This is a genomic window from Stenotrophomonas sp. 28608_Sma (genome assembly GCF_056486185.1).
The window spans coordinates 4,510,542-4,531,934 of sequence record NZ_CM151308.1; the positions used below are offsets into that span (position 1 = coordinate 4,510,542).

General features: G+C 67.5%; 18 protein-coding genes. 8 read left to right on the forward strand and 10 right to left on the reverse strand.

What is annotated here, in order from left to right:
* Window positions 1–32: 32 nt before the first annotated feature.
* From ACZLHH_RS21295 to ACZLHH_RS21310, 4 genes are read right to left on the reverse strand one after another with little or no spacing between them, the layout of a single operon-like run.
* Window positions 33–773 carry a DNA alkylation repair protein gene (locus tag ACZLHH_RS21295; protein WP_180845069.1) on the reverse strand — a complete coding sequence of 247 codons (741 nt, stop codon included), beginning with the start codon at window positions 771–773 and terminating at the stop codon, window positions 33–35.
* The gene (locus ACZLHH_RS21300; RefSeq protein WP_107433317.1) at window positions 770–1,270 is read right to left on the reverse strand and encodes a MarR family winged helix-turn-helix transcriptional regulator; all 501 of its coding nucleotides are present in this window, start codon (window positions 1,268–1,270) and stop codon (window positions 770–772) included. Before ACZLHH_RS21300 ends, ACZLHH_RS21295 begins: the two co-directional genes overlap by 4 nt.
* A gap of 54 nt (window positions 1,271–1,324) precedes the next feature.
* Window positions 1,325–2,353 carry an LLM class oxidoreductase gene (locus ACZLHH_RS21305; RefSeq protein WP_107433316.1) on the reverse strand — a complete coding sequence of 343 codons (1,029 nt, stop codon included), beginning with the start codon at window positions 2,351–2,353 and terminating at the stop codon, window positions 1,325–1,327.
* A 13-nt stretch (window positions 2,354–2,366) separates the two neighbouring features.
* Window positions 2,367–3,002, reverse strand: a complete 636-nt coding sequence (locus tag ACZLHH_RS21310; RefSeq protein ID WP_180845068.1) for a glutathione S-transferase family protein — start codon at window positions 3,000–3,002, stop codon at window positions 2,367–2,369.
* A 246-nt stretch (window positions 3,003–3,248) separates the two neighbouring features.
* On the opposite strand from ACZLHH_RS21310, the gene ACZLHH_RS21315 reads away from it, so the two are divergent.
* Complete coding sequence (locus tag ACZLHH_RS21315) at window positions 3,249–4,172, forward strand: LysR substrate-binding domain-containing protein (RefSeq protein WP_032130047.1); 924 nt, start codon at window positions 3,249–3,251, stop codon at window positions 4,170–4,172.
* A gap of 89 nt (window positions 4,173–4,261) precedes the next feature.
* Here ACZLHH_RS21315 and groL read toward each other — a convergent pair whose 3' ends face one another.
* Both groL and ACZLHH_RS21325 read right to left on the reverse strand, forming a co-directional pair.
* Window positions 4,262–5,911 (reverse strand): chaperonin GroEL, encoded by a 1,650-nt coding sequence (gene groL, locus ACZLHH_RS21320; protein WP_088027439.1) that lies wholly within the window; start codon window positions 5,909–5,911, stop codon window positions 4,262–4,264.
* 81 nt (window positions 5,912–5,992) lie between these two features.
* Window positions 5,993–6,280, reverse strand: coding sequence for a co-chaperone GroES (locus ACZLHH_RS21325; protein ID WP_006396661.1), 288 nt, complete (start codon window positions 6,278–6,280; stop codon window positions 5,993–5,995).
* A 357-nt stretch (window positions 6,281–6,637) separates the two neighbouring features.
* Here ACZLHH_RS21325 and ACZLHH_RS21330 point away from each other — a divergent pair, with 357 nt between their 5' ends.
* From ACZLHH_RS21330 to ACZLHH_RS21350, 5 genes are all read left to right on the forward strand, one after another.
* On the forward strand, window positions 6,638–8,428 hold the full coding sequence (locus ACZLHH_RS21330) for an endonuclease (RefSeq protein ID WP_180845067.1): 1,791 nt from the start codon (window positions 6,638–6,640) through the stop codon (window positions 8,426–8,428).
* Window positions 8,429–8,496: 68 nt separating this feature from the next.
* Window positions 8,497–8,835, forward strand: coding sequence for a divalent-cation tolerance protein CutA (gene cutA / locus ACZLHH_RS21335; protein WP_010481118.1), 339 nt, complete (start codon window positions 8,497–8,499; stop codon window positions 8,833–8,835).
* Window positions 8,832–11,213: a protein-disulfide reductase DsbD domain-containing protein gene (locus ACZLHH_RS21340; RefSeq protein WP_180845066.1), complete on the forward strand. Its 2,382-nt coding sequence runs from the start codon at window positions 8,832–8,834 to the stop codon at window positions 11,211–11,213. Before cutA ends, ACZLHH_RS21340 begins: the two co-directional genes overlap by 4 nt.
* Entirely contained in the window at window positions 11,210–11,773 is a 564-nt protein-coding gene (locus ACZLHH_RS21345) for a TlpA family protein disulfide reductase (RefSeq protein ID WP_107433205.1), read from the forward strand. The genes ACZLHH_RS21340 and ACZLHH_RS21345 overlap by 4 nt, the downstream gene beginning before the upstream one ends.
* A gap of 646 nt (window positions 11,774–12,419) precedes the next feature.
* Window positions 12,420–14,942, forward strand: coding sequence for a PepSY domain-containing protein (locus tag ACZLHH_RS21350; protein WP_180845065.1), 2,523 nt, complete (start codon window positions 12,420–12,422; stop codon window positions 14,940–14,942).
* Between the two features lie 46 nt (window positions 14,943–14,988).
* On the opposite strand, the gene ACZLHH_RS21355 is transcribed toward ACZLHH_RS21350, so the two are convergent.
* Window positions 14,989–17,526, reverse strand: coding sequence for a methyl-accepting chemotaxis protein (locus ACZLHH_RS21355; RefSeq protein ID WP_180845064.1), 2,538 nt, complete (start codon window positions 17,524–17,526; stop codon window positions 14,989–14,991).
* A gap of 203 nt (window positions 17,527–17,729) precedes the next feature.
* Here ACZLHH_RS21355 and ACZLHH_RS21360 point away from each other — a divergent pair, with 203 nt between their 5' ends.
* Window positions 17,730–18,569: an arylamine N-acetyltransferase family protein gene (locus tag ACZLHH_RS21360; RefSeq protein WP_071227887.1), complete on the forward strand. Its 840-nt coding sequence runs from the start codon at window positions 17,730–17,732 to the stop codon at window positions 18,567–18,569.
* A gap of 91 nt (window positions 18,570–18,660) precedes the next feature.
* Here the strand turns inward: ACZLHH_RS21360 and ACZLHH_RS21365 are convergent, their stop codons facing one another.
* Genes ACZLHH_RS21365 through ACZLHH_RS21375 form a run of 3 tightly spaced genes read right to left on the reverse strand, consistent with a single transcriptional unit; the run spans window position 18,661 to window position 20,790 of the window.
* Window positions 18,661–19,032 (reverse strand): VOC family protein, encoded by a 372-nt coding sequence (locus ACZLHH_RS21365; protein WP_071227888.1) that lies wholly within the window; start codon window positions 19,030–19,032, stop codon window positions 18,661–18,663.
* Between the two features lie 22 nt (window positions 19,033–19,054).
* A complete protein-coding gene (locus ACZLHH_RS21370) occupies window positions 19,055–19,693 on the reverse strand; it encodes a response regulator transcription factor (protein ID WP_071227889.1) in 639 nt (212 codons plus the stop codon).
* Complete coding sequence (locus ACZLHH_RS21375) at window positions 19,690–20,790, reverse strand: sensor histidine kinase (RefSeq protein WP_107433198.1); 1,101 nt, start codon at window positions 20,788–20,790, stop codon at window positions 19,690–19,692. The genes ACZLHH_RS21370 and ACZLHH_RS21375 overlap by 4 nt, the downstream gene beginning before the upstream one ends.
* 156 nt (window positions 20,791–20,946) lie before the next feature.
* Here ACZLHH_RS21375 and ACZLHH_RS21380 point away from each other — a divergent pair, with 156 nt between their 5' ends.
* Window positions 20,947–21,369 (forward strand): DUF2141 domain-containing protein, encoded by a 423-nt coding sequence (locus tag ACZLHH_RS21380; RefSeq protein WP_164227544.1) that lies wholly within the window; start codon window positions 20,947–20,949, stop codon window positions 21,367–21,369.
* The last annotated feature ends 24 nt before the right edge of the window (window positions 21,370–21,393 follow it).

Sequence of the window (21,393 nt, forward strand, 5' to 3'; positions counted from 1 at the left end):
GAGGTTGCGGGGTTGCCGGCCAGCGGCCGGCACTACCGGAGCGAGCGCAATGCGCGTTTGCGGATGTAGGCGTTGGCGTCGCTGTGGCGCTCGTGCTGCCAACGCGTGCACAGCTCGCGCAGCCACTGCGGCTGAGTCTTGCCGGCGTCATTGAGCCAGTTGCCGACCGAATCCTGCACATAGCGCTCCGGGTCGTCAGCCAGTGCTTCCAACATGGGTAACGCAAGGTCCGGATGCTGCTTGAACAGTGCGATATGCGTGGCCCAGACACCGCGTGGGCGCAGCGCTTCACAGGCGAAGCGGCGCAGGTACGGCGATGTTTCCTGTGTCCAGGGTTGCAGGTACTCAAGCGCCTGCATCGGCGCGGCAACGATGTCCGTGCGTAGCGCCAGCCACGCCCATTCGCGCACACCGAAGTGTGGGTCATCGGCCAGCGTGCGCATCTGCTGCAGCTTCTCTGCCAACGTTGCGCGGGCATCGCTGCCGACCAGATAGCAGGCCCAGCCACGCACGGTATCGGAGCTGTGATCCTGCCAGAACTCAGGCGCGCCCTGCCCCGCCTCACGCAGCAGTTGCGCGGCCAGGGCCATGCGCAGCGTGATGCCCTTGCCTGAGGCATCCCGCATGCGTTGCAGCGCTTCCGGTGCAAGCGCAGGCGCCACCACCTGCAGCAACGCGGCGAAATCCACTGCCAGGCATTCGGCCAGATGGGTGGTGGCAACGCGACCGGTGTTGAGTTCATGCAGGCGTTGCGCCGCAATCGCCGGGCTCATGCTGCAGACTCTCGTCCAGCATCGGTGTGCTGCCAGACCTTGTGCAGCAACCGCGACAGCTGCCGCTGTTCATCGGTATCCAGACCATTGAACAGGCCACCGATCCACTGTGTGTGCTGGTCAAACAGTGTCTCGGCCAAGCGTTTTCCCCGTGCGGTCAATACGATCTGCAGGCGACGGCCATCCTCAGCATCGCTGCGACGCTGCAGCAGTTCTTCGCGCTGCAGGCCATCGAGCAGGCCGCTGATGGTGGCGCGGGTGACGCCTGCGCGTTCGGCCAGCTCGTGGGGCGGTAGCGTGCCACCGGCCCCATGCAGCAGGAACAGCACGATGAAGCGACCCTCACTGAGCCCGTGTGGCGCCAGCCGGGTGGCGCAATCGTGGTCGATGGACGACGACAACGACAGCAGCTGGAAGCACAGGCGCAGCTGCGCGACGTTGGCGTGGCCGCGTCGCTGCGCCTCATCCATCAGGGCATGGTGCTTGGCTTCGATCATCATCCATACCGATATGATTAGGCGCCTAATCATATGCCATCCCCTTCGGCGTGGCTACCAGTCCATCACCTTCGCCGCCGGCCCGGGATGCGACGGGAACAACGGCAGTACCTCCTCGGCCAGCTCCTGCAGCACCTCGCCGGCAGGCCGCTCGGCGAACTGGATCCCCAGTGCGGCATGGTTGACGCCGGCCCGCTGCCAGGCCTGCAGCAGATCGATCAGACCCTTGCGGCCGGTGCGCAGGGTGAAGCCACCCCGCAACGGCATGCGTGGATGATCCGGATCGTCCACCAGGTCGATCCATTCGTTGGTCATGTGCGGACGGAAGCCGCCGTCCGGAATCAGCGCGCGCCAAGCGCCGATCTTCGCGGCCAGCCGCTGCGGACCAGCGTTGTCATGGGTGGCCTCTGGGTAGGTCAGCCAGCCATCGGCATGCTGGCCGATCCATTCCAGTGGCTGGCGTGCGCCACCGGTGACGATCAGCGGAACGCGGCCACTGACCGTGGGCGGCAGCAACTGCACGCCCTGCCCGGCACCGGCATGTGTCATCCGCCCATCCGTGCCCGGTTGCAGCCAACGGCGCATCTCGTTCATTGCGGTGGCGAAACGCTCTCCGCGCGCCGCGTGCTCCAGTCCATAGGCCGGGAACTCCAGTGGTCGATCACCGGACGCCACACCCATCACCAGCCGACCACCGGACAGCTGATCGATCGACGCCGCGGCCTTGGCCAGATCGATCGGATGGCGCAGTGGCAGCACCACGCTGCCGGTGGCCAGGGCCACGCGCTGTGTGCGCGCTGCCAGCCACGCAAGGTAGGTGAACGGGTCGAACAACTGGCCTGCATCACCGAACATCGGATCGAACAGCGGCACGTCGCGCACCCATGCCGCGGCAAAGCCGTGGCGATCGATCTGCTCCACCCACCGCCCCTGACCCTGCAGCACGCTCATGTCGCCCTGGTAGAAACGCAACGGCAGGTAGATGCCCAGCGTCAGTGCATCGGCACGGAACATGCGCTGGTAGCCCGGGTGCATGGCAAAGGCCGGCGCCGACGCGCCCCGCATCGCAATGGAATCATTCATCTGCATGGCCTCCTTACGGTCCGGTGGCCGGTTCGGGCAGCTGCACGCCGCGCTGTACCGCAGGGCGTGCTGCAACCCGCGCGTACCACGCATCCAGATGGCGATGCCGCGACAAATCGATGTCGATGATGCGGGAGATGTGCAGCCAGCCGAAGTGGGCGATGTCGGCAATCGAGTAGTGATCGCCAGCCAACCACTCGCGTCCCTGCAGACGCTGGTCGAGTACGCCGAACAGGTCGTCGCTCAGGCGGCGGTAGCGTTCGATTGCCGCGGAATCGGGCTGTTGTGCGAAATGCTCGAAGTGCACGCGCTGGCCGAGGATCGGGCCGACGCTGGCGGCATGGAACAGCAGCCAGGTCAGCGTCTCCCAGCGCGCAACCGGTTCGGAAGGCAGCAACGCATTGCCCTGTTCGGCCAAATACATCAGGATCGCCGCCGACTCGAAGACAACGATGCCGCGCGCGCGATCTTCCAGCACGGGAATGCGGCCATGCGGGTTGAGCCGCAGGAAGTCGGGATGGCGATGTTCACCATCGGCGATGTGGACGTGGTGAAGGTGATAGGGAAGACCCAGTTCTTCCAGTGCGATGGTGGCCTTGAAGCCATTGGGAGAACTGTCGGAGTACAGGTGCAGCGAAGGTTCGTTCATGGGAATCCTGGACGGCAGGGAGCGACGGCATGCATCGGCCGTTGAAGGTGGCCGGGCGATGCGGGAACGGGCGCTGCAGCAGCCGTGCAGGCAGTCTAGGAAAGGCCTGCGTCGCGGGGAAACGATGTCTCCTGCACGGGGAGTTGAGCGGGGCTCAACGTGCGCGACGCGCGCGCGACAGCCTGCAGTGCGGTCGATATGCTGTCGCAGCGCGGCGCGTGCCGACGCGGTTACAGGAGAGTTGAGATGGGTGCGGTGCTGCCGCTGCTGGGCCTGCGGGCCTTCGTTGAAACCGGCCGACATGGCAGCCTGACCGCCGCCGCCGATGCGATGGGGGTGACACCTGGTGCAATCAGCCAGCAGCTTCGACAGCTGCAGGAGCGGCTGGGCGTGAGCCTGTTCGACCGCACCCGGCATGGCGTGGTGCTCAGTGCAGCCGGCGCGCGCGTGTATCCGGAGCTGCTGCAGGCCTTCGATCAGATCGCACAGAGCCTGCAGACACTCGAACGCTGGGAAACACGGTGCACGCTACGCATCAGCGCGGCACCGAGCTTCGCCGCACAGTGGTTGGCGCCGCGACTGGGCGGGTTCAGTGCGTTGCATCCGCAGGTGGACGTGCAGCTGGACTCGAGCGCGGCGTTGGTCGACCTGCGCCGCGAGGGGGTGGACATCGCGATCCGTCATGGACTGGGCCGCTACCCTGGCCTGCATGCCGAGCACCTGATGGCACCGGTACTGCTGCCGGTGGCCAGCCCTGCGCTGCTGGCCAGCGCGCCTGCCGTGGGTACAGTGCAGGATTGCCTGCAGCTGCCGCTGCTGCAGGACGCCGACCGCAGCGACTGGCGGCTGTGGTTCCAGGCACTGGATCTGCCCGTCGATGAACGACTGGAGCGCGGCCCTGCGTTCGATGACGACCTGTTGCTGATCCGCGCGGCGGTGGCCGGGCAAGGCATCGCCCTGGTGCGCGACATCCACGCGGCCGAAGAACTCGCCAATGGCCGGCTGCAGGTGGTGATCGACCAGCCCTGGCCACAGGCCTTCGCCTACTACGCGGTGACGCGTGCGGACGGCGAGGCCAACGCGGCGATACCTGCTTTCATGACCTGGTTGCATGCAGCACTGATGACGCCGCAGGCAGCAGGCACACACACCCTGCAGGACGCAGGATGAGCCGCTCGGAAAGCGATGCCATTGCAGCCGGCCACAAAAAAACCCCGCCTTGCAGCGGGGTTTTTCATTGCGGGGTGAACGCGGGGGACTTAGAAGTCCATGCCGCCCATGCCACCCATGCCGCCCATGCCACCGGCGCCGCCCATGGCCGGCTCGTCCTTCTTCGGAGCTTCGGCAACCATGGCTTCGGTGGTGATCATCAGGCCAGCGATCGAGGCCGCGTTCTGCAGCGCCGAACGGGTCACCTTGGTCGGGTCCAGGATGCCGAACTGCAGCATGTCGCCGAACTCGCCGGTGGCGGCGTTGTAGCCGAAGCTGCCGGTGCCTTCCTTGACCTTGTTGATGATGACCGACGGCTCGTCGCCGGCGTTGGCCACGATTTCGCGCAGCGGGGCTTCCATCGCGCGCAGGGCGATCTGGATGCCGTGGTTCTGGTCTTCGTTGGCGCCCTTCAGGCCGGCCAGCGCGGTGACCGCACGGACCAGGGCAACGCCGCCGCCCGGGACCACGCCTTCTTCAACGGCTGCACGGGTGGCGTGCAGGGCGTCGTCGACGCGATCCTTCTTTTCCTTCATTTCGATTTCGGTCGAAGCGCCGACCTTGATCACGGCAACGCCGCCAGCCAGCTTGGCAACGCGTTCCTGCAGCTTCTCGCGGTCGTAATCCGAGGAGGTGTCCTGGATCTGGGTCTTGATCTGGCCGACGCGTGCGTCGACGGCAGCCTTGTCACCCACGCCATCGATGATGGTGGTGTTTTCCTTGGAGACCTGCACCTTCTTGGCGCGGCCCAGGTCCTTGATGGTGGCCTTTTCCAGCGACAGGCCCACTTCTTCGGAGATCACGGTGCCGCCGGTCAGCACGGCCATGTCTTCCAGCATCGCCTTGCGACGGTCGCCGAAGCCCGGCGCCTTGACGGCCACGACCTTGACGATGCCACGGATGGTGTTGACCACCAGGGTGGCCAGCGCTTCGCCTTCAACTTCTTCGGCAACGATCAGCAGCGGCTTGCCGGCCTTGGCGACGCCTTCCAGCACCGGCAGCAGGTCACGGACATTGGAGATCTTCTTGTCGTGCAGCAGGATGAACGGGTCATCCAGGTCAGCGGTCTGCGACTGCTGGTTGTTGATGAAGTACGGGGACAGGTAGCCGCGGTCGAACTGCATGCCCTTGACCACGTCCAGCTCGTTGTCCAGGCCCGAGCCTTCTTCAACGGTGATCACGCCTTCCTTGCCGACTTCCTTCATCGCGTCAGCGATGATCTGGCCGATCGACTCGTCCGAGTTGGCCGAGATGGTACCGACCTGGGCGATCGCCTTGTCGTCGGCGGTCGGCTTGGAGATGTTCTTCAGCTCGGCAACGGCGGCCACGACGGCCTTGTCGATACCACGCTTCAGGTCCATCGGGTTCATGCCGGCGGCAACAGCCTTGGCGCCTTCGCGGATCAGGGCCTGGGCCAGCACGGTGGCGGTGGTGGTGCCGTCGCCCGCGTCGTCGTTGGTGCGCGAAGCAACTTCCTTCACCATCTGCGCGCCCATGTTCTCGAACTTGTCAGCCAGTTCGATTTCCTTGGCGACGGAAACGCCGTCCTTGGTGATGGTCGGAGCACCGAAGCTCTTTTCCAGCACGACGTTGCGGCCCTTCGGGCCCAGGGTGGCCTTGACGGCATTGGCGAGAACGTTGACGCCGCGCACCATGCGCGAACGGGCGTCTTCACCGAAACGAATATCCTTGGCAGCCATTGCAATTACCTCATTGGTAGCGCCGGACCATGCCCGGCGGCTGGGATTTGGGAATCAGGTTGAAACAGGTCGCGCCGAGGCTCAGCCGATGACGGCGAGCACGTCGTCTTCGCGCAGGACCTTGTACTCGACGCCTTCGCTCTTGTACGAGCTGCCGGCGTACTGGCCGTAGATGACCTTGTCGCCGACCTTCAGCGACGGAGCGCGCACGCTGCCGTTGTCCAGCGGCTTGCCCGGGCCGACGGCCACGACTTCACCCTTGGTGGACTTTTCCTTGGCCGAATCCGGAATGACGATGCCACCGGCGGAGATTTCGTCGGCTTCGATCGGCTTGACCACAACGCGGTCGTGCAGCGGCTTGATGCTCATGAGAGACCTCTTAAGTTATTGATTGGTCTGAAAAAGTCTGGCGATGTTAGCACTCACCCCAGGTGACTGCCAGCATTGCTCGCGAAAAAGCCCGATGAATCGGGAGCAGGACAGAGATGGAGCTGGCCCCGGACCTTTCAAGGCCGCTCGCGGAAAAAATTTCACTGCCCCGGGCCCACTCGATCTGCGCCCATGTGAAGGCCTGGATGCCGGTGCAACGCGGCAACCCTGTCTCTGGAATCCTCGACTTTTGGTGACTCGCGTCGCACTGTCAGATATCTGACGTTCATTTACGACAAAGTGTCACTGGATCGGCCTTAGGCTCGGCCGCGCATTCCCAATCACAAGGAGTAGTCGATGCGATTGCTGTCCCCGCTTGCCGCCGCCTGCCTGCTGGCGCTGGCCGCCGCGCCGGCCCAGGCCGAAGTCTTCATCAACGAACTGCACTACGACGACAGCACCGCCGCCGGTGACGTCGGCGAAGCCATCGAAGTGGTCGCTACCGCGGGCGAGGACCTGTCCGGCTACCGCCTCTATCTCTACAACGGCAGCAATCCTTCAGCCGCCACGGTCTACGCCAACAATCCGGTCCCGGCCGGCACCGCCGCGGGTTGCGGCAGCGCCACCCTGGCCGTGGTCAGCTACCCGACCAACGGCCTGCAGAACGGTCCGAACGACGGCATCGCCCTGGTCGATGCCAGCGGCAAGGTGGTCCAGTTCCTCAGCTACGAGGGCGCCATCACCGCCTCCGGTGGCCCTGCCGCCGGCATGACCAGCCAGAACATTCCGGTGGCCGAGACCAACAGCACGGCCCCGGGCACCTCGCTTCAGCTGACCGGCAGCGGCAGCCAGTACGCCCACTTCACCTGGGCCGAATCGGCCAGGCAGACGTTTGGCAGCTGCAACAACGGCCAGACCTTCAGCGGGGGTGGCACCCCGGGCCCGAACACGCCGCCGTCGGTCTCCACCACCACCCCGGCGCAGGGCAGCAGCACCTTCCCGGCCGCCGCCGACCTGGAAGTGGTGTTCAGCGAGACGGTGAACCTGGCCAGCGGCGCCTTCGCCCTGAGCTGCGGCACCTCCGGCAGCGTGCCGCTGACCTACCCGGCCAGCGGCCGCAGCGTGAAGCTGTCCACCAACACCGCGCTGGTGGCCGGGGAAGCCTGCCGCTTCGACATCCGCGCCGCGCGCATCACCGACCTGCAGGGGGCGCACCCCGCCGCCGACAGCCGCATCGCCTTCACCGTGGCCAGCACCGGCGGCAATCCGGACCCGGGCAACCCGGGCGTGCCGGCCGGTTACTACTCCAAGGTCAATACCAGCAGCCCCAGCCAGCTGCGCTGCTCGCTGCACGCCACCATCAAGGGCCACACCGCCTACCCGTACAGCGGCTCGGGCACCAGCACCTGGACCATCCTGGAAATCGCCGACGAGGATCCGAACAACAGCGGCAGGATCCTGGATGCGTACCGCAACCGCAGCTACGCCAAGGTGACCGACCGCGCCGGCAGCGGCGGCGGCCTGAAGTACAACCGCGAGCACACCTGGCCGAACTCGCTGGGCTTTGCCAGCACCACCGGCGACAAGGGCCTGCCGTACGCGCCGTACACCGACACCCACATGCTGTACCTGACCGACGCGCAGTGGAACGCCGACCGTGGCAACAAGCCGTTCGGCAAGTGCGACGCCAACTGCGGCGAACGCGCCACCGAGGCCAACAACGGCCAGGGCGGCGGCAACGGCGGCTACCCGGGCAACTCCAACTGGGTGCGCACGCCGGACGGCAACACCGGCACCTTCGAGGTGTGGGGCAAGCGCAAGGGCGACATGGCGCGTGCGGTGATGTACATGGCGATCCGCTACGAGGGCGGCAAGGATGCGGCCACCGGCCAGTCCGAGCCGGACCTGGAGCTGACCGACGACCGCAGCAGGATCGTCAAGACCAGCAGTTCGCCGGCCTACATGGGCCTGCTCTCGACGCTGATCGACTGGCACCTGTCCGATCCGCCGGATGATGCCGAGCGTGCCCGCAACGACGTGATCTACAGCTTCCAGGGCAACCGCAACCCGTTCATCGACCACCCCGAGTGGGCGACCCCGGGCCTGTTCACCTCGGCCAAGCCGGCCTCCTGCCAGCTGGCCAACTGACCGCGCAACGCAGCGGTCCGCTGCCGCCGCCGGGCCCTGACCCGGCGGCGGCCCTATACTCGACGGTCATGTCGACCGTCGATCCCGTCCTGCTGCTGTTGACCACCTGCCCGGACCGGGCCAGTGCCGAGCGCATCGCGCACGCGCTGGTCGGCGAGCGCCTGGCCGCGTGCGTGACCCGCCTCGATGGCGCGCAGTCGACCTACCGCTGGCAGGGCGAGGTGACCACCGACGCCGAGCTGCAGCTGCTGGTGAAAACCACCGCGAGTCGCGTCGATGACGCGATTGCCCGGATCGTCGAACTGCATCCGTATGAACTCCCGGAGTGCATTGCGGTCGAAACCCGGGCCGGCCTGCCGGCGTATCTGGACTGGATCCGGGCACAGACCCGGGAGGACACTGATTGAAGACTCTGTTTGCGCGTGGCGCCGCCTTGTGCGCCCTGTTGTGGCTCTCGCTGCCGGCCTTCGCGCTGGATGAGAAGGACCTGCTGCCGGTGGACCAGGCGTTCGCGCTGACCGCCAGCGCCCCCGAACGGGGCCAGGTGCAACTGCAGTTCAAGATCGCACCGGGCTATTACCTGTATCGCCACCGCACCAGCGTCAAGGCCGACCCGGCCTTCAATGCCGGCGCGCTGCAGATGCCCAAGGGCGACAAGCACCACGACGATTTCTTCGGCGAAGTCGAAACCTATCGCGAACGCCTGCAGGCCACCCTGCCCGGCACGCCGACCGACGCCGCCGGCACCATCAGCCTGGAAGTGCGTTACCAGGGCTGCGCCGATGCCGGTGTCTGCTACCCGCCGCAGAAGCGCGTGGTGCAGGTCACCCTGCCGGGCGCCGGTGCGGCGGCCGCGGGGCCTGCCGCGCGTGCCGGTGCCGCAAGCCCGTTCAACAACCCGCTGGCCGGTGCCGGCAACAGCGGTGGCCTGCGCCTGCCGGGCGCGGCCAACAACAGCCAGGCGCTGCCGCTGCCGTCGGAGCAGGCGTTCGGCTTCGACGCCATCGCCAGCGACGGCAATACCCTGCTGCTGCGCTTCAGCCCGGCGCCGGGCTACTACCTGTATCGCGACCGCACTTCGGTGAAGCTGGACGGCAGCACCGGGGTGCTGGCCGACAAGCTGCGCTGGCCTGCCGCACAGTCGCATCGCGACGAACACTTCGGCGATGTCTCGGTGTACTTCAACCAGGTGGAAGTGCCGCTGCCGCTGCGCCGCTCCATCGCCGATGCGGTCGACAGCACTCTGGTGGTGACCTTCCAGGGTTGCCAGACCGATGGCATCTGCTACCCGCCGATGACCCGCCGGGTGAAGCTGTCCATTCCGGCCGGCAAGGTCAGCAGCAGTGCCGACCAGGCGCCACCGCGCAATGAGGTGATCAGCCCGCTGCCCGCTGCCAACGGCGCACCACGCGAAGCCGCCAACGGCGCACCGCTGCGCCTGCTGCCAACCGTGCCCAATACGGATGCAACGACCCCTGCTGCAGGTGACGGCACCGCCAGCAGTGAGTTCGCCGCCGATGCACAGGGTGACAACGCGCTGCGCACGCGACCGCCGGTGACCACGCCGAATCCGGACCGTTCGTTCGTATGGGTCCTGCTGCTGGCGCTGGCCGGTGGCCTGGTACTGAACCTGATGCCCTGCGTGCTGCCGATCCTGTCGCTGAAGGTCCTGAGCCTGGCGCAGAGTGGCGAAAGCCCGCAGCGCGCGCGCAGCCATGCCCTCTGGTACACGCTGGGCGTCTTGGTCGCGTTCGCGGTGATCGGTGCGTTGATGGTTGGCCTGCGCGCGATCGGCAACGCCGTCGGCATCGGCTTCCAGCTGCAGCACCCGGGCGTGGTGGCGGCGCTGGCCTACATCATGTTCGCGGTGGGCCTGAGCCTGTCCGGCGTGTTCACACTGGGCGGCGGCATCGGCAACCTCGGCCAGTCGCTGGCCAGCCGCAGTGGCCCGGCCGGTGATTTCTTCACCGGTGCGCTGGCCTGCGTGGTCGGCAGTGCCTGCGTCGGCCCGTTCATGGGCGGCGCGATTGCCTACGCGTTCATTGCCCCGCCGCTGAAGGCGATGACCGTGTTCCTGTTCCTCGGCCTGGGCCTGGCCCTGCCGTTCCTGCTGATCGGCTTCGTGCCGGCGCTGGCGCGCCGCCTGCCCAAGCCGGGCCCGTGGATGGAAACGCTCAAGCACGTGCTGGCCTTCCCGATGTATGCCACCGTGCTGTGGCTGCTGTGGGTGCTGGGCAAGCAGCGCGGCGTGGACGGCATGGCGCTGGTGCTGGGTGGCCTGCTGCTGCTGGCCTTCGGTCTGTGGCTGTTTGAACGCAACCGCTGGACCGGCTCGCGCGCCGTCACCCTGCTCGGCGTGCTGCTGGCGATCGGTGCACTGGTTCCGGCCTGGGGCGTGACCCAGCTGGCAGCGCCGGCGCGTGCCGCACAGGCGGCCACTGACAACGTGGTCGAATACTCGCCGCAGCTGCTGGATCGCCTGCGCGCCGACAACCGCGTGGTGTTCGTGAACATGACCGCCGACTGGTGCGTGAGCTGCAAGGCCAACGAGCGCGCCGTGCTGTCGCGCCCAGAGTTCAAGGAACTGCTCAAGCGCACCAACGCGGTGTACATGCGCGGTGACTACACCAACGTCGATCCGCAGATCACCACGTTCCTGGAAGAGCACAAGGCCGTGGGCGTGCCGCTGTACGTGGTGTACGGCCCCGGCGCACCGCCGACCGTGCTGCCGACCCTGCTGACCCAGGCGGTGGTCGAGGAAGCGCTGCTGCGCACCGCACGATGAAATGGCAACGGCCAGCGCTGCTGTGGACAGCGGTGCTGGCCGCCGGCCTCGGCCTGTGGGCCGGGCATCGATTGGCTCCCGCGCCGGCTGCGCCTGAGGCCATGCCAGCGGCGCCTGCGGTGGCGGCGGTGGCACCCGCCCTGCAGGTCGGCGACAGCCTGCCCGCGCTGTCGCTGCCCGATCTTGAAGGCCGACCGCTGGACCTGCGCCAGCACGCTACCGGCCGCCCGCTGTTGATCAATGTCTGGGCCAGCTGGTGCGCGCCCTGCGTTGAAGAAATGCCTGAACTGGCGCGCTTTGCCCACACCCAGGGCGATAACGGTGTGCAGGTTCTTGGCCTGGCGCTGGATACGCCGGAAGACGTGCGCGGTTTCCTGCAGCGGGTACCGGTGGATTACCCGATCGTGATCGAGACACCCGGGCCACGCGATGCCAGCGTGCAGCTGGGCAATACGCAGGGCCTGCTGCCCTACAGCGTGCTGTTCGATGCACAGGGCCGGCTGGTGAAGGCGAAGCTGGGGCCGTTTGCCCACGGCGAGATCGACAGCTGGGTGAAGTGAGGGTGTTTTTTGCAGGGCTTGCAGCCCTGCACCCTGCTCAATGCAACGCAACGGCAACAGCCAAAGCCAAAGCGGGCATTCCGTGGGATGGCGGGACGGTATCGGAGTGCGGGGACGCTGCAAGTACATCCCTGTAAGCTTGGCAGCCGCATCCATGCGGCTGACACCCCGCACTCCGACACCGCCCCACCTCTGACAGATCTTCGCGGCTGTTGGTAGGTGTCGACCTTGGTCGACACATCTGTCAGATATCGAATGAAATTCCGGGGTCAGATCCGTTTTCCTGCGGAAAACGGATCTGACCCCAAAAGTATTTCCGACAGATCGCAGGAAACTGTCGAAGGCGGGGTGGGTCCGGTTGAGGGGGCGTGAGCGCCATGGATGGCGCGACCGAGGCTACATGGACGTATTCACGCCGTCCCCCGCAACCGGACCCACCCCGCCTCCTCACAGGAAACCCGCTGTTGCTTCGGCTGTTGCTTCTGAGGTTGCCGGCCAGCGGCCGGCACTACCGCGGGTGCCGGGCGCCGCCCGGCCGATATCCCCTGCTTGACCGCAGCCGGGGCGCCACGGAGAATTCCGCGACTAATTCTCATTTGCTGTTGCGCAGGATGCGGGCGGCAGCCTTCCAGGCCCTCCTCCTTCGATGTTCAAGAACGTCCTGTTCCAACTGCACTGGCTGCTGGGCATCACCGCCGGTGCCGTGCTGGCCGTGATGGGCCTCAGCGGCGCCGTGCTGTCCTTCGAGGATGAACTGCTGCGGGCGGCCAATCCCGGCTTCGCCGAGATCGCCGAGCACCATGCCGACGGCCAGCTTCCGCTTGAACTCAGCGAACTGGTGCCGCTGCTGCAGGCCGGCAGTGATCGCCCCCTGCAACGCCTGCGCGTGGATGCCACCGGGCAACGGCCCTCGGTGGCGCGCTTCGCTGGCGGCAAGGAACACTGGGTCTACTTCGATCCGTACACCGGCGAGCGCTTCAGCGCCCTGCGCGGGCAGGCGTTCTTCGATTTCGTCGAGGATCTGCATCGCCACCTCGCCGCCGGCGAGCGCGGCAAATGGATCACCGGCAGTTGTGCCATCGCGCTGCTGTTCTTCACCCTGTCCGGGCTCTACCTGCGCTGGCCGCGGCGCTGGTGGCACTGGCGCAGCTGGCTGGCGGTGGAATGGAAACGCAGCGGCCGTGGCTTCCTGTGGAGCCTGCACTCGGTGGTCGGCACCTGGGTGCTGCTGATCTACCTGATGAGTGCGCTGACCGGCCTGTGGTGGTCCTTCGACTGGTATCGCAGTGCCGCCAACACCCTGCTGGGCGTCGCACCGGCCGCCAGGCACAAGGTCGCCACCGACGACGCCCTGAACCTGGAACGCATCGAAGCCACGCTGTACGCACTGCCCGGCGTGCGCACCGGCTACATCGACCTGCGCCTGCCGGAGAAGCCGGGGCAGGCACTGAACGTGCGGGTGATGGCCGGTGATCCGTCGCAGCGCGGCGGCCAGCATGACCGCGCGCATGATCTGCTGCAGCTGGACCCAGGCACGGGGGGCACGCTCGATGCCCGCCCCTATGCGCGCCAGGGCGCCGGCGCGCAGCTGGCCACCAGCGTGTTCGCGCTGCACTCGGGCAGCTACTTCGGCGTGCCCGGGCGTGTCGTGGTGATGCTCAGCAGCCTGGGCATGAGCCTGTTCTTCATCACCGGCTGGATGCTCTACCTGGACCGCCGCCGCAGCCAGCGCGCCGCGCGTGACCTGCGCCAGTCGCTGCCAGCAACGCCTGCCGATGGCGGTGGTACGCCGTGGCTGGTGGTGCATGCCAGCCAGAGTGGACTGGGAGAACAACTGGCATGGCGCGCCGCCGCGCAGCTGCAGGCGTCCGGTCATGCGGTGCAGGTGCTGCCACTGGCCCGCGTCGATGCCGCGCAGCTGGCACGCACCGCGCAGGTGCTGTGGGTACTGAGCACCTTCGGCGACGGCGAGCCACCGGATGCGGCGCGAGGCGCTGCACGACGGCTGATGGCACAGACACTCGACCTGTCAGGCCTGCAGTTTGGACTGCTGGCGCTGGGTGACCGACAGTACCCGCACTACTGCGGCTTCGGTCGCCAGGTTGATGGCTGGCTGCTCGGCAACGGCGCGCGCCCGTTGTTCGACCGCATCGAAGTCGATGCCGCCTCGGTAGCGGCCTTGCGCCAATGGCAGCTGCAGCTGGGCGCGCTGACCGGCATCGTCACCGATGACAGCGTGCTGCCGGCGGCCACGCAGATGCATGAGTGGCGGCTGCTCGGCCGCGACCGGCTCAATCCGGGCAGCATCGGTGGTGCCATCTGGCGCATCCGTCTTGCGCCACCGGCCGACGTGCAGTGGCAGGCGGGCGACATCCTGCATATCGCGCCCCGGCACAACGCACGGCACGCCAGCGCCGTGTTGAAGGCACAGGGGTTGGATCCGCTGCAGCCGCTGCTGGTGGACGGCCACCCACGCACCCTGCTGGCGCTGGCCAGTGAACGCGAGCTGCCCGAGGCCGACGCCGCGCTGGCAGTGCAGGATGCCTGCCTGTGGCTGTCCGGATTGCCAACGCTGCCCGGACGCGAATACTCCATCGCCTCCTCCACGAGTGATGAAGTGGTGGAACTGGTAGTGCGCCTGGTGCATGACCTGTCGGGTCAAGCCGGGCTGGGCTCGGGCTGGCTTGCGCTGCATGCCCCGGTCGGTGCCAGCATCGTGGCCCGTGTGCATCGCAACCCCGGTTTCCATCGCATTGGCGGTGCGCCGATGGTGCTGATCGGCAACGGCACCGGCATCGCGGGTCTGCGCAGCCTGTTGCGCGAAGCTGCCCATGCAGGCGAGCACGGGCACTGGCTGCTGTTCGGTGAGCGCCAGCGCGCGCACGACTTCCTGTTCGCCGACGAGATCGAAGCGTGGCAGGCCGATGGCCATCTCGCGCGGGTGGACCTGGCGTTCTCGCGCGATGGGGAAGGTGGTTACGTGCAGGATTGCCTGCATGCCGCCACCGATGCGCTGCGCGAATGGATGCAGCGTGGTGCGGTGATTCATGTCTGCGGCTCGCTGCAGGGCATGGCCGAAGGCGTGGACCAGGTGCTGCGCGCTGCGCTGGGCGATGAGGTTGTGGAAACGCTGCTGGAGACCGGGCGCTACCGGCGCGACGTGTACTGAGCCACAAGGGGAGTGCCGGCCAGCGGCCGGCACTACCGGAGCGGGATCAGGCCACAGCGCGCGCCTGTGGCATCGACTGCAGACGGAACGCGCCCACGGCTTCTGCCAGGGCATGCACCTGCGCCTGCATCTGCGCGGTCGAGGCCCCCGCCTCTTCCACCAGACTGGCGTTGCGCTGTGTACTGGCCTCCATCTGCACGATGGTCTGGTTCACCTGGGCGATGCCGGTATGCTGGTCCTGCGACGCGCTGCGGATCCCGGCCAGCAGATCCGCCAGCTGCTGCACGCTGCCGACAATCTCGCCCATCGTGGTGCCAGCCTGCTCGGCCTGCTGGTTGCCCTGCCCGACACGCGTCACCGAATCCTCGATCAATCCCTTGATCTGCTTGGCCGCCTCCGCACTGCGCTGTGCCAGCAGGCGCACTTCGGCAGCCACGACGGCGAAGCTGCGGCCCTGCTCTCCGGCACGCGCCGCTTCCACCGCCGCGTTGAGCGCGAGGATGTTGGTCTGGAAGGCGATGCCATCAATCAGCTGGGTGATGTCACCGATCCGCCGTGAGGCTTCGCTGATGCCATGCATGGTTGCCACCACCTGGCCGACCGCCTCGCCGCCGCGCTGGGCCACTGCCGCCGCGCCCTTGACCAGCGCATCCGCACGGCCCGCGGCATCGGCATTGCGGCCAACAGTGTCGGTCAGCTCGTGCATCGACGCTGCCGTCTCTTCCAGGTTGGCCGCCTGCTGTTCGGTACGCTGCGACAGATCATGGTGACCGGCGACGATCTCACCAACACCGGTGTCGAGGCTGGACGTGGCCTGCTGGATGCGGGTGACGATGCGGCCCAGTTGCGCGACGGTGGCGTTGGCATCGTCGCGCATGCGCGCGAACACGCCCTGCAGTTCACCTTCCATGCGCACGCTGAGGTCACCGCGGGCCAGCGCGGCCAGAAGCGCCTGCAGATCGCCAAGGTTGGTCTCGAAGGTGGTCAACAGACGATTGATGCTGGTCGACAACGTACGCACAAAGCCCTGCTTCCCCTCCAGCGCGATGCGACCGTGCAGGTCACCGTGCGCGGCCGCGTCGACCAGGGCTGCCACTTCGGTTTCCAGCAGGGTTTCCAGCGCGCGACTGCGCCATTCGACCGCCACGCCGAGGAAATGCCCCTCGTCGACAATGGGATTGGCGACCAGCTGATAGCGCACACCGGAATGGCCGATCTCGCGTTCTTCGCGTTGTCGCTGGCCAGCCAGGCTGGCCAGCGCCGGATGCAGGCGTACCGCATCGCTCCCCACCAGCTCATCGCCCTGACGTTCCAGCTGCTCCAGCAGCGCCGGATTGGCGTACGCCACCAGGCCTTCGGCATCGACCACCATCAGCCCGGTCTGCGCACTGTCCAGCGCTTGGCGCACGCGGGTGTTGCCGCGCGCCACAGCACGTTCGGTCTCGATGCGCGCGCGCAGGCGCTGCTGCATGTCGACCAGGCGCTGGGCAAGCTGGCCGATCTCATCGTTGGCGTTGTAGACGCGCAGAGTGGTGTCGAGGCGGTCGTCGGCGATGTCGCTGGCGAAACGCAGGGTGTCCTGGATCGGCTGGCGCACCGCACGCAGCACCAGCACCAGGCTGGTGATCAGCACGCCGGCCACCAGCAGCAGGGTCATTGCGAACAGCACGCTCATCGTGCGCGCGCCGACCTGCTGGCGCGCCTGCGCCTTGGCCAGCGCTGCCACCTGCACCTGCTGGAAAGCGGCAAGCGCCGGCGCTACGCCCGCGGCGGTATCCAGCAGCGACTGCGCTTCCACATCCAGGCCGACGCGGGCAGCGGTATACCCCAGCAGGGCGCCTTGATAGCCCTCCATCCCGGTGCGCAGAGCGTCCTGCGCATCCGCGGGCAGGCCCGCCAGCGCGAGGTCGAACGGCAGCTTTTCCTCGCTGGCGCGGTCGGCGTGGGTGGAATCACCGTCGAGCAGCAGCAGGGCCTCCTGCCTTCGCATCTTCTGCAGGGACAGCGCCAGCGACGGCCGCTGCAGCGCATCCACCTGCGCCTGCAGGGTTTCGGCGGCCTGCTGCAGCTGTGCAGCGAGGCCGGCCTCACCGCGGCCCATCTCGTCGACCCGTTCGAACAGGGCGGCCACACCCTGCGAGAACGCGTCGGCGGCTTCGGTCAGCGCCTGCAGCGCCTTGCGCCGGCCGGCGTCCATCGGCATCGCGCGAAGCGCCTGCAGGTCAGCCTGCAGGGCCTTCTGTGTTGCCAGCAACTGGCTGCGGTCAGCATCATCGAAACTGCGTGCATACTGGGTCTGCAGGCGGCGCGCTTCGGCCACCCGCGTGGACAGGCTGGCAGCCAGGTCGCTGCCGCGCTGGTAGCTGGCCTGGCTGCGCGCGGCCAGGGCGTTGGCATGGCCAGTCCAGGCGTAGACGGCGGCGATCGCCACCAGCCCCAGGCCACAGACCCACAGGGTCGCCTTGAGCTTGTTGGCCACGCTGAGCCGGTGTGGTTGCAGCCACAGCAGCAGGCCGGGGGACGCCGAGCGCAACGTGGCAAGACGCGTGCGCAGGGACCGGAGGTGGGGAACAACGGCCGACATGACAGACTCCAGGCGGAAGGACGCACCTGTATCGGCCGGATTCAGAGCAGCTTTAGGCCCTGTTTCGTCTGCGTCCCCCCGTCGCTGGCGGACGCGGTCTTTGTACCGGGTGCAGGCGACGGGGACATGACACGGCCGCCGTGCTTGACCTCAACCCCGGTTGGGGGAGCACAGTGGACCTCCCTTCCCCGCCCGGTGCCCCCATGACGACGCTCGATGTCCCCCGCTACCTGCAGCGCCTGCAGCTGGATGCGCCGCCACCACGGACCCTGGCCGGCCTGACCCTGCTGCAGCAGCGCCACAACGCACTGCTGCCCTTCGAAACCCTCAGCTGCCTGCTGCGCGATGCGGTGCCGATCGACCTGGACAGCGTGCAGCGCAAGCTGCTTGACGAGCGCCGCGGTGGCTACTGCTTCGAGCTCAATGGTGGGTTGCTGGCGCTGCTGCAGGCCTTGGGCTTCGATGCCCAGCCATTGAGCGCGCGCGTACTGCTGGCCGCCCAGGACGGCGAACTGACCGCGCGTACCCATCTGCTGCTGCGCGTGCACGTGGACGGCGATGACTGGCTGGTGGATGCCGGTTTTGGCAGCCTGACCCCGACCGTACCGCTGCGCCTGCATGACCCGCAGCCGCAGGCCACCCCGCACGAACGCTATCTGTTGCAGCGGTTGGAAGACGGCGGTGATTTCATGCTGTCGGCCGAATCCAGCGACGGCTGGCGGGTGATGTACCGCTTCGATCTGCAGGCGCCGGCGCCGATCGACAACGTGGTGGGCAACTGGTACGTGTGCACCCATCCCGATTCCAGTTTCCCCGGCCAGCTGCGCGCATCGCTGACCGGGCCGGACTGGCGCCGCACCATCGGCAGCGGCAACTACACCGAGTACCGCCCCGGACAGGCACCGGACAAGCGCCCGCTGCATGATGTGGGTGATGTGCGCGACGTGCTGGAGCAGCGCTTCGGCATCCAGCTGCCGGACGACCCGCGGCTGGATCCCGCGATCAACGACTGGCTGCAGCGCTCGCGTGCCCCGACGCTGTAGAGTCGAGCTTGCTCGACTGATGCATCTACGGCGACGCCAAAATCAGTCGAGCAAGCTCGACTCTACAGATGCGCGCACCGCAGCGTTGACGTTACGGCGCTGTGCGCGCCTGCAGTGCGATACGGTTGCCTTCGCTGTCGCGGATCTCGGCCACGCGCCAATCGCCGGCATCGGCCGGGCCGAAGCGCAGCTCGGCTCCGGCCTGCAGCGCACGCTCAAGGCTGGCATCCAGATCATCGACGCCGATGTAGATGCGCGCGCCCTGCTCGGAAGGCAGATAGTCCGCGCCGTGCACCAGCGCAATGCTGGCACCGGCGGCCTCATCGGAGAACGGCAGATAGGCCATCCGGCAGTCGTGCAGCACGACAGGTTTGTCCACCGCGACCTGCAGCCATCGCTGGTAGAACGTGATGGCCCGGTCCAGGTCAGTCGCCGGGATTTCCACATGCAGGATCGGGTTCACTGACACTCCTTGCCACCTCCACTCAGATGATGCGCAGGGTAATCGCCTTCAGGACCGCGCGGGTACGGTCGCGGGTGCCGAGCTTGTCCAGGATGGCGGACACGTAGTTCTTCACCGTGCCCTCGGCCAGGAACAGGCTGCGCGCGATCTCCTTGTTGCTGTAGCCCCCGGCCAGCAGGCGCAGGATTGCCACTTCACGTTCGCCGAAGGTATCGGTGGGCGGCGCTTCATCGTGGAAGCGGTAACGCGCGCGCACCGGATCGGTACTGACCGGCAGCAGCAGGGTCTCGCCAGCGGCAACGCGTTCGATGGCCTCGCGCAGGTCGGCCGGCGCGGCATCCTTGAGCAGGAAGCCCTGTGCGCCGGCCTCGCTGGCGCGCAGCAGCAGATCACTTTCATCGAAGGTGGTCAGCAGCAGCCACGGCGTGGCATCGCCGCGCGTGCGCAGCTGGCGCAGTGCCTCGATCCCATCCAGCCCGGGCATGCGGATGTCACTGAGCACCACGTCCACGCGCTGCGTATCCAGCGCATCCAGCAGGGCCTGGCCATCCTCGGCCTCCAGCACCACGTCCACGCCCAGCCCCTGTAACAGGGCGCGCAGGCCGGCGCGGACCAGCGCCTGGTCATCGGCCAGCGCCACCCTGATCATGGCGGCACTCATGCCGGCAACCGCGCGGTCAGATGCATGCCGCCCTGCGCCGTTCGGGCCAACTCCAGCCGCCCCTGTACGGCCGCCAGACGCTCGCGCATGCCGGCGATGCCATTGCCCTCGCGGATGCGTTCGGCGCGCTGGCCGTCATCGCGGATATCGATACGCAACTGGGAATCCTCTTCACTGATCGTCAGCCACACGGTGTCCGCATTGCCGTGGCGGGCGGCGTTGGTCAGGGCTTCCTGTACCAGCCGCAGCACGGTCTCGGCCATCAATGGGTCAGCCACGCGCACCCCGTCGCCGATCTGCAGCTGCAGCTTCGGTCGTGGGAAGGGTGCGGCCAGCGCATGCAGCGCGGTGGCCAGATCGAGGCCGCGATCATCGCGCATCGACTGCACCACCTGGCGGATGTCGGCCAGCAACTCGCCGGACAACTGTTCGGCCAGCACCAGCCCTTCGCGGCCGGCCAGCGCAGGGTCTGCGGCCAGGGCGCGCAGGTTGAGCCGCATCGCGGTGAGCTTGTGCCCGGCCACATCGTGCAGCTCGCGCGCCAGGCGCAGGCGCTCGGCATCGCGTGCGCTGTCGGCCAGCAGCGCGCGGGTGGCCAGCAGGTCGGCGTTGACCCGGGCCAGGTCATCGCGGGCCAGCGCCGTGCTGCGCGCATAGTGCGCGGTCAGCGCGGCGAAGGCCTGGAAACCGCCATACAGCAGCACCACCAGCAGCGGCTGGCTGAAGCCGCTGTGGCGCAGCACGGCGTACACCGCCAGGTTGGCCAGCAGCGCAACGCCCAGCACGAAGCGCGGCGGCCAGTGTTCGGCCAGCTGTGCAACCAGCACCACCAGCAGCACCGGGGCGGTACCGGTACGCGGCTGCAGCGCAACCAGCACAACTGCCAGCAGCGCCTGCAACACCGCAGCGGCGGCGCGCACGCGGGATGGCATCGACGCCCAGCCGTGCACCACGAACAGCAGCAGGAACACAGCAAGCAACAGCAGGCTCAGCCCGGCGCCACTGCGCTGCACTGCGAACGACAGGCCGACCACCAGCACGGTGATCAGGCCGGCAAGGCTGAGCGGACGCAACAGATGGCGGAACAGGCTGGGCATGGCCAGATGCTGACGGCCGCGCACGCCGGCGGCAATGGGTCCGGCGCAGAAAGTGACTTCTGGCACGTCGAATCGATGACCACTGGCCCTGAACCCGGTGCAGCGCCCCACGCAGACTGGCTCCACACCGCCACACACACCTCCGGAGCCACTGCCATGATCCGCACCGCCCTGCTCAGCACTGCCTTGACTGCCCTGGCCCTGGTCGGCAGTGCCCACGCCGCCGACCTGGCCGTGACCGTGCACGACGTCCGCGCGCAGACCGGCACCCTGCGCGTTGCGCTGGTCGACAACGCCGCCGCCTGGGACGGCAAGGCCAAGCCCGTGCAGGCCCAGCAGGCGGCGCCCAGCGGCGAGAGTGCCCACTTCACGTTCAAGGGCGTGCCGGCCGGCAGCTATGCCGTGCTGCTCACCCACGACGAGAACGACAACGGCAAGCTCGACACCAACCTGGTCGGGATGCCGGTGGAAGGCTACGGCTTCAGCAACAACCCGCAGGTGATGCGCAAGCCGACCTTCGACGAGGCGCGCGTCGACGTGCCGGCCGCCGGCACCGCCATCGACATCACCCTGCGCTGATTCCGCATCCATACCCGAGGCCAC

Bases quoted from the DNA above. Each gene is read 5' to 3' on its own strand.
- ACZLHH_RS21295 (WP_180845069.1), bottom strand. From the start codon at position 773: ATGAGCCCGGCGATTGCGGCGCAACGCCTGCATGAACTCAACACCGGT.
- ACZLHH_RS21300 (WP_107433317.1), bottom strand. From the start codon at position 1,270: ATGATCGAAGCCAAGCACCATGCCCTGATGGATGAGGCGCAGCGACGC.
- ACZLHH_RS21305 (WP_107433316.1), bottom strand. From the start codon at position 2,353: ATGAATGATTCCATTGCGATGCGGGGCGCGTCGGCGCCGGCCTTTGCC.
- ACZLHH_RS21310 (WP_180845068.1), bottom strand. From the start codon at position 3,002: ATGAACGAACCTTCGCTGCACCTGTACTCCGACAGTTCTCCCAATGGC.
- ACZLHH_RS21315 (WP_032130047.1), top strand. From the start codon at position 3,249: ATGGGTGCGGTGCTGCCGCTGCTGGGCCTGCGGGCCTTCGTTGAAACC.
- groL (WP_088027439.1), bottom strand. From the start codon at position 5,911: ATGGCTGCCAAGGATATTCGTTTCGGTGAAGACGCCCGTTCGCGCATG.
- ACZLHH_RS21325 (WP_006396661.1), bottom strand. From the start codon at position 6,280: ATGAGCATCAAGCCGCTGCACGACCGCGTTGTGGTCAAGCCGATCGAA.
- ACZLHH_RS21330 (WP_180845067.1), top strand. From the start codon at position 6,638: ATGCGATTGCTGTCCCCGCTTGCCGCCGCCTGCCTGCTGGCGCTGGCC.
- cutA (WP_010481118.1), top strand. From the start codon at position 8,497: ATGTCGACCGTCGATCCCGTCCTGCTGCTGTTGACCACCTGCCCGGAC.
- ACZLHH_RS21345 (WP_107433205.1), top strand. From the start codon at position 11,210: ATGAAATGGCAACGGCCAGCGCTGCTGTGGACAGCGGTGCTGGCCGCC.
- ACZLHH_RS21350 (WP_180845065.1), top strand. From the start codon at position 12,420: ATGTTCAAGAACGTCCTGTTCCAACTGCACTGGCTGCTGGGCATCACC.
- ACZLHH_RS21355 (WP_180845064.1), bottom strand. From the start codon at position 17,526: ATGTCGGCCGTTGTTCCCCACCTCCGGTCCCTGCGCACGCGTCTTGCC.
- ACZLHH_RS21360 (WP_071227887.1), top strand. From the start codon at position 17,730: ATGACGACGCTCGATGTCCCCCGCTACCTGCAGCGCCTGCAGCTGGAT.
- ACZLHH_RS21370 (WP_071227889.1), bottom strand. From the start codon at position 19,693: ATGAGTGCCGCCATGATCAGGGTGGCGCTGGCCGATGACCAGGCGCTG.
- ACZLHH_RS21375 (WP_107433198.1), bottom strand. From the start codon at position 20,790: ATGCCCAGCCTGTTCCGCCATCTGTTGCGTCCGCTCAGCCTTGCCGGC.
- ACZLHH_RS21380 (WP_164227544.1), top strand. From the start codon at position 20,947: ATGATCCGCACCGCCCTGCTCAGCACTGCCTTGACTGCCCTGGCCCTG.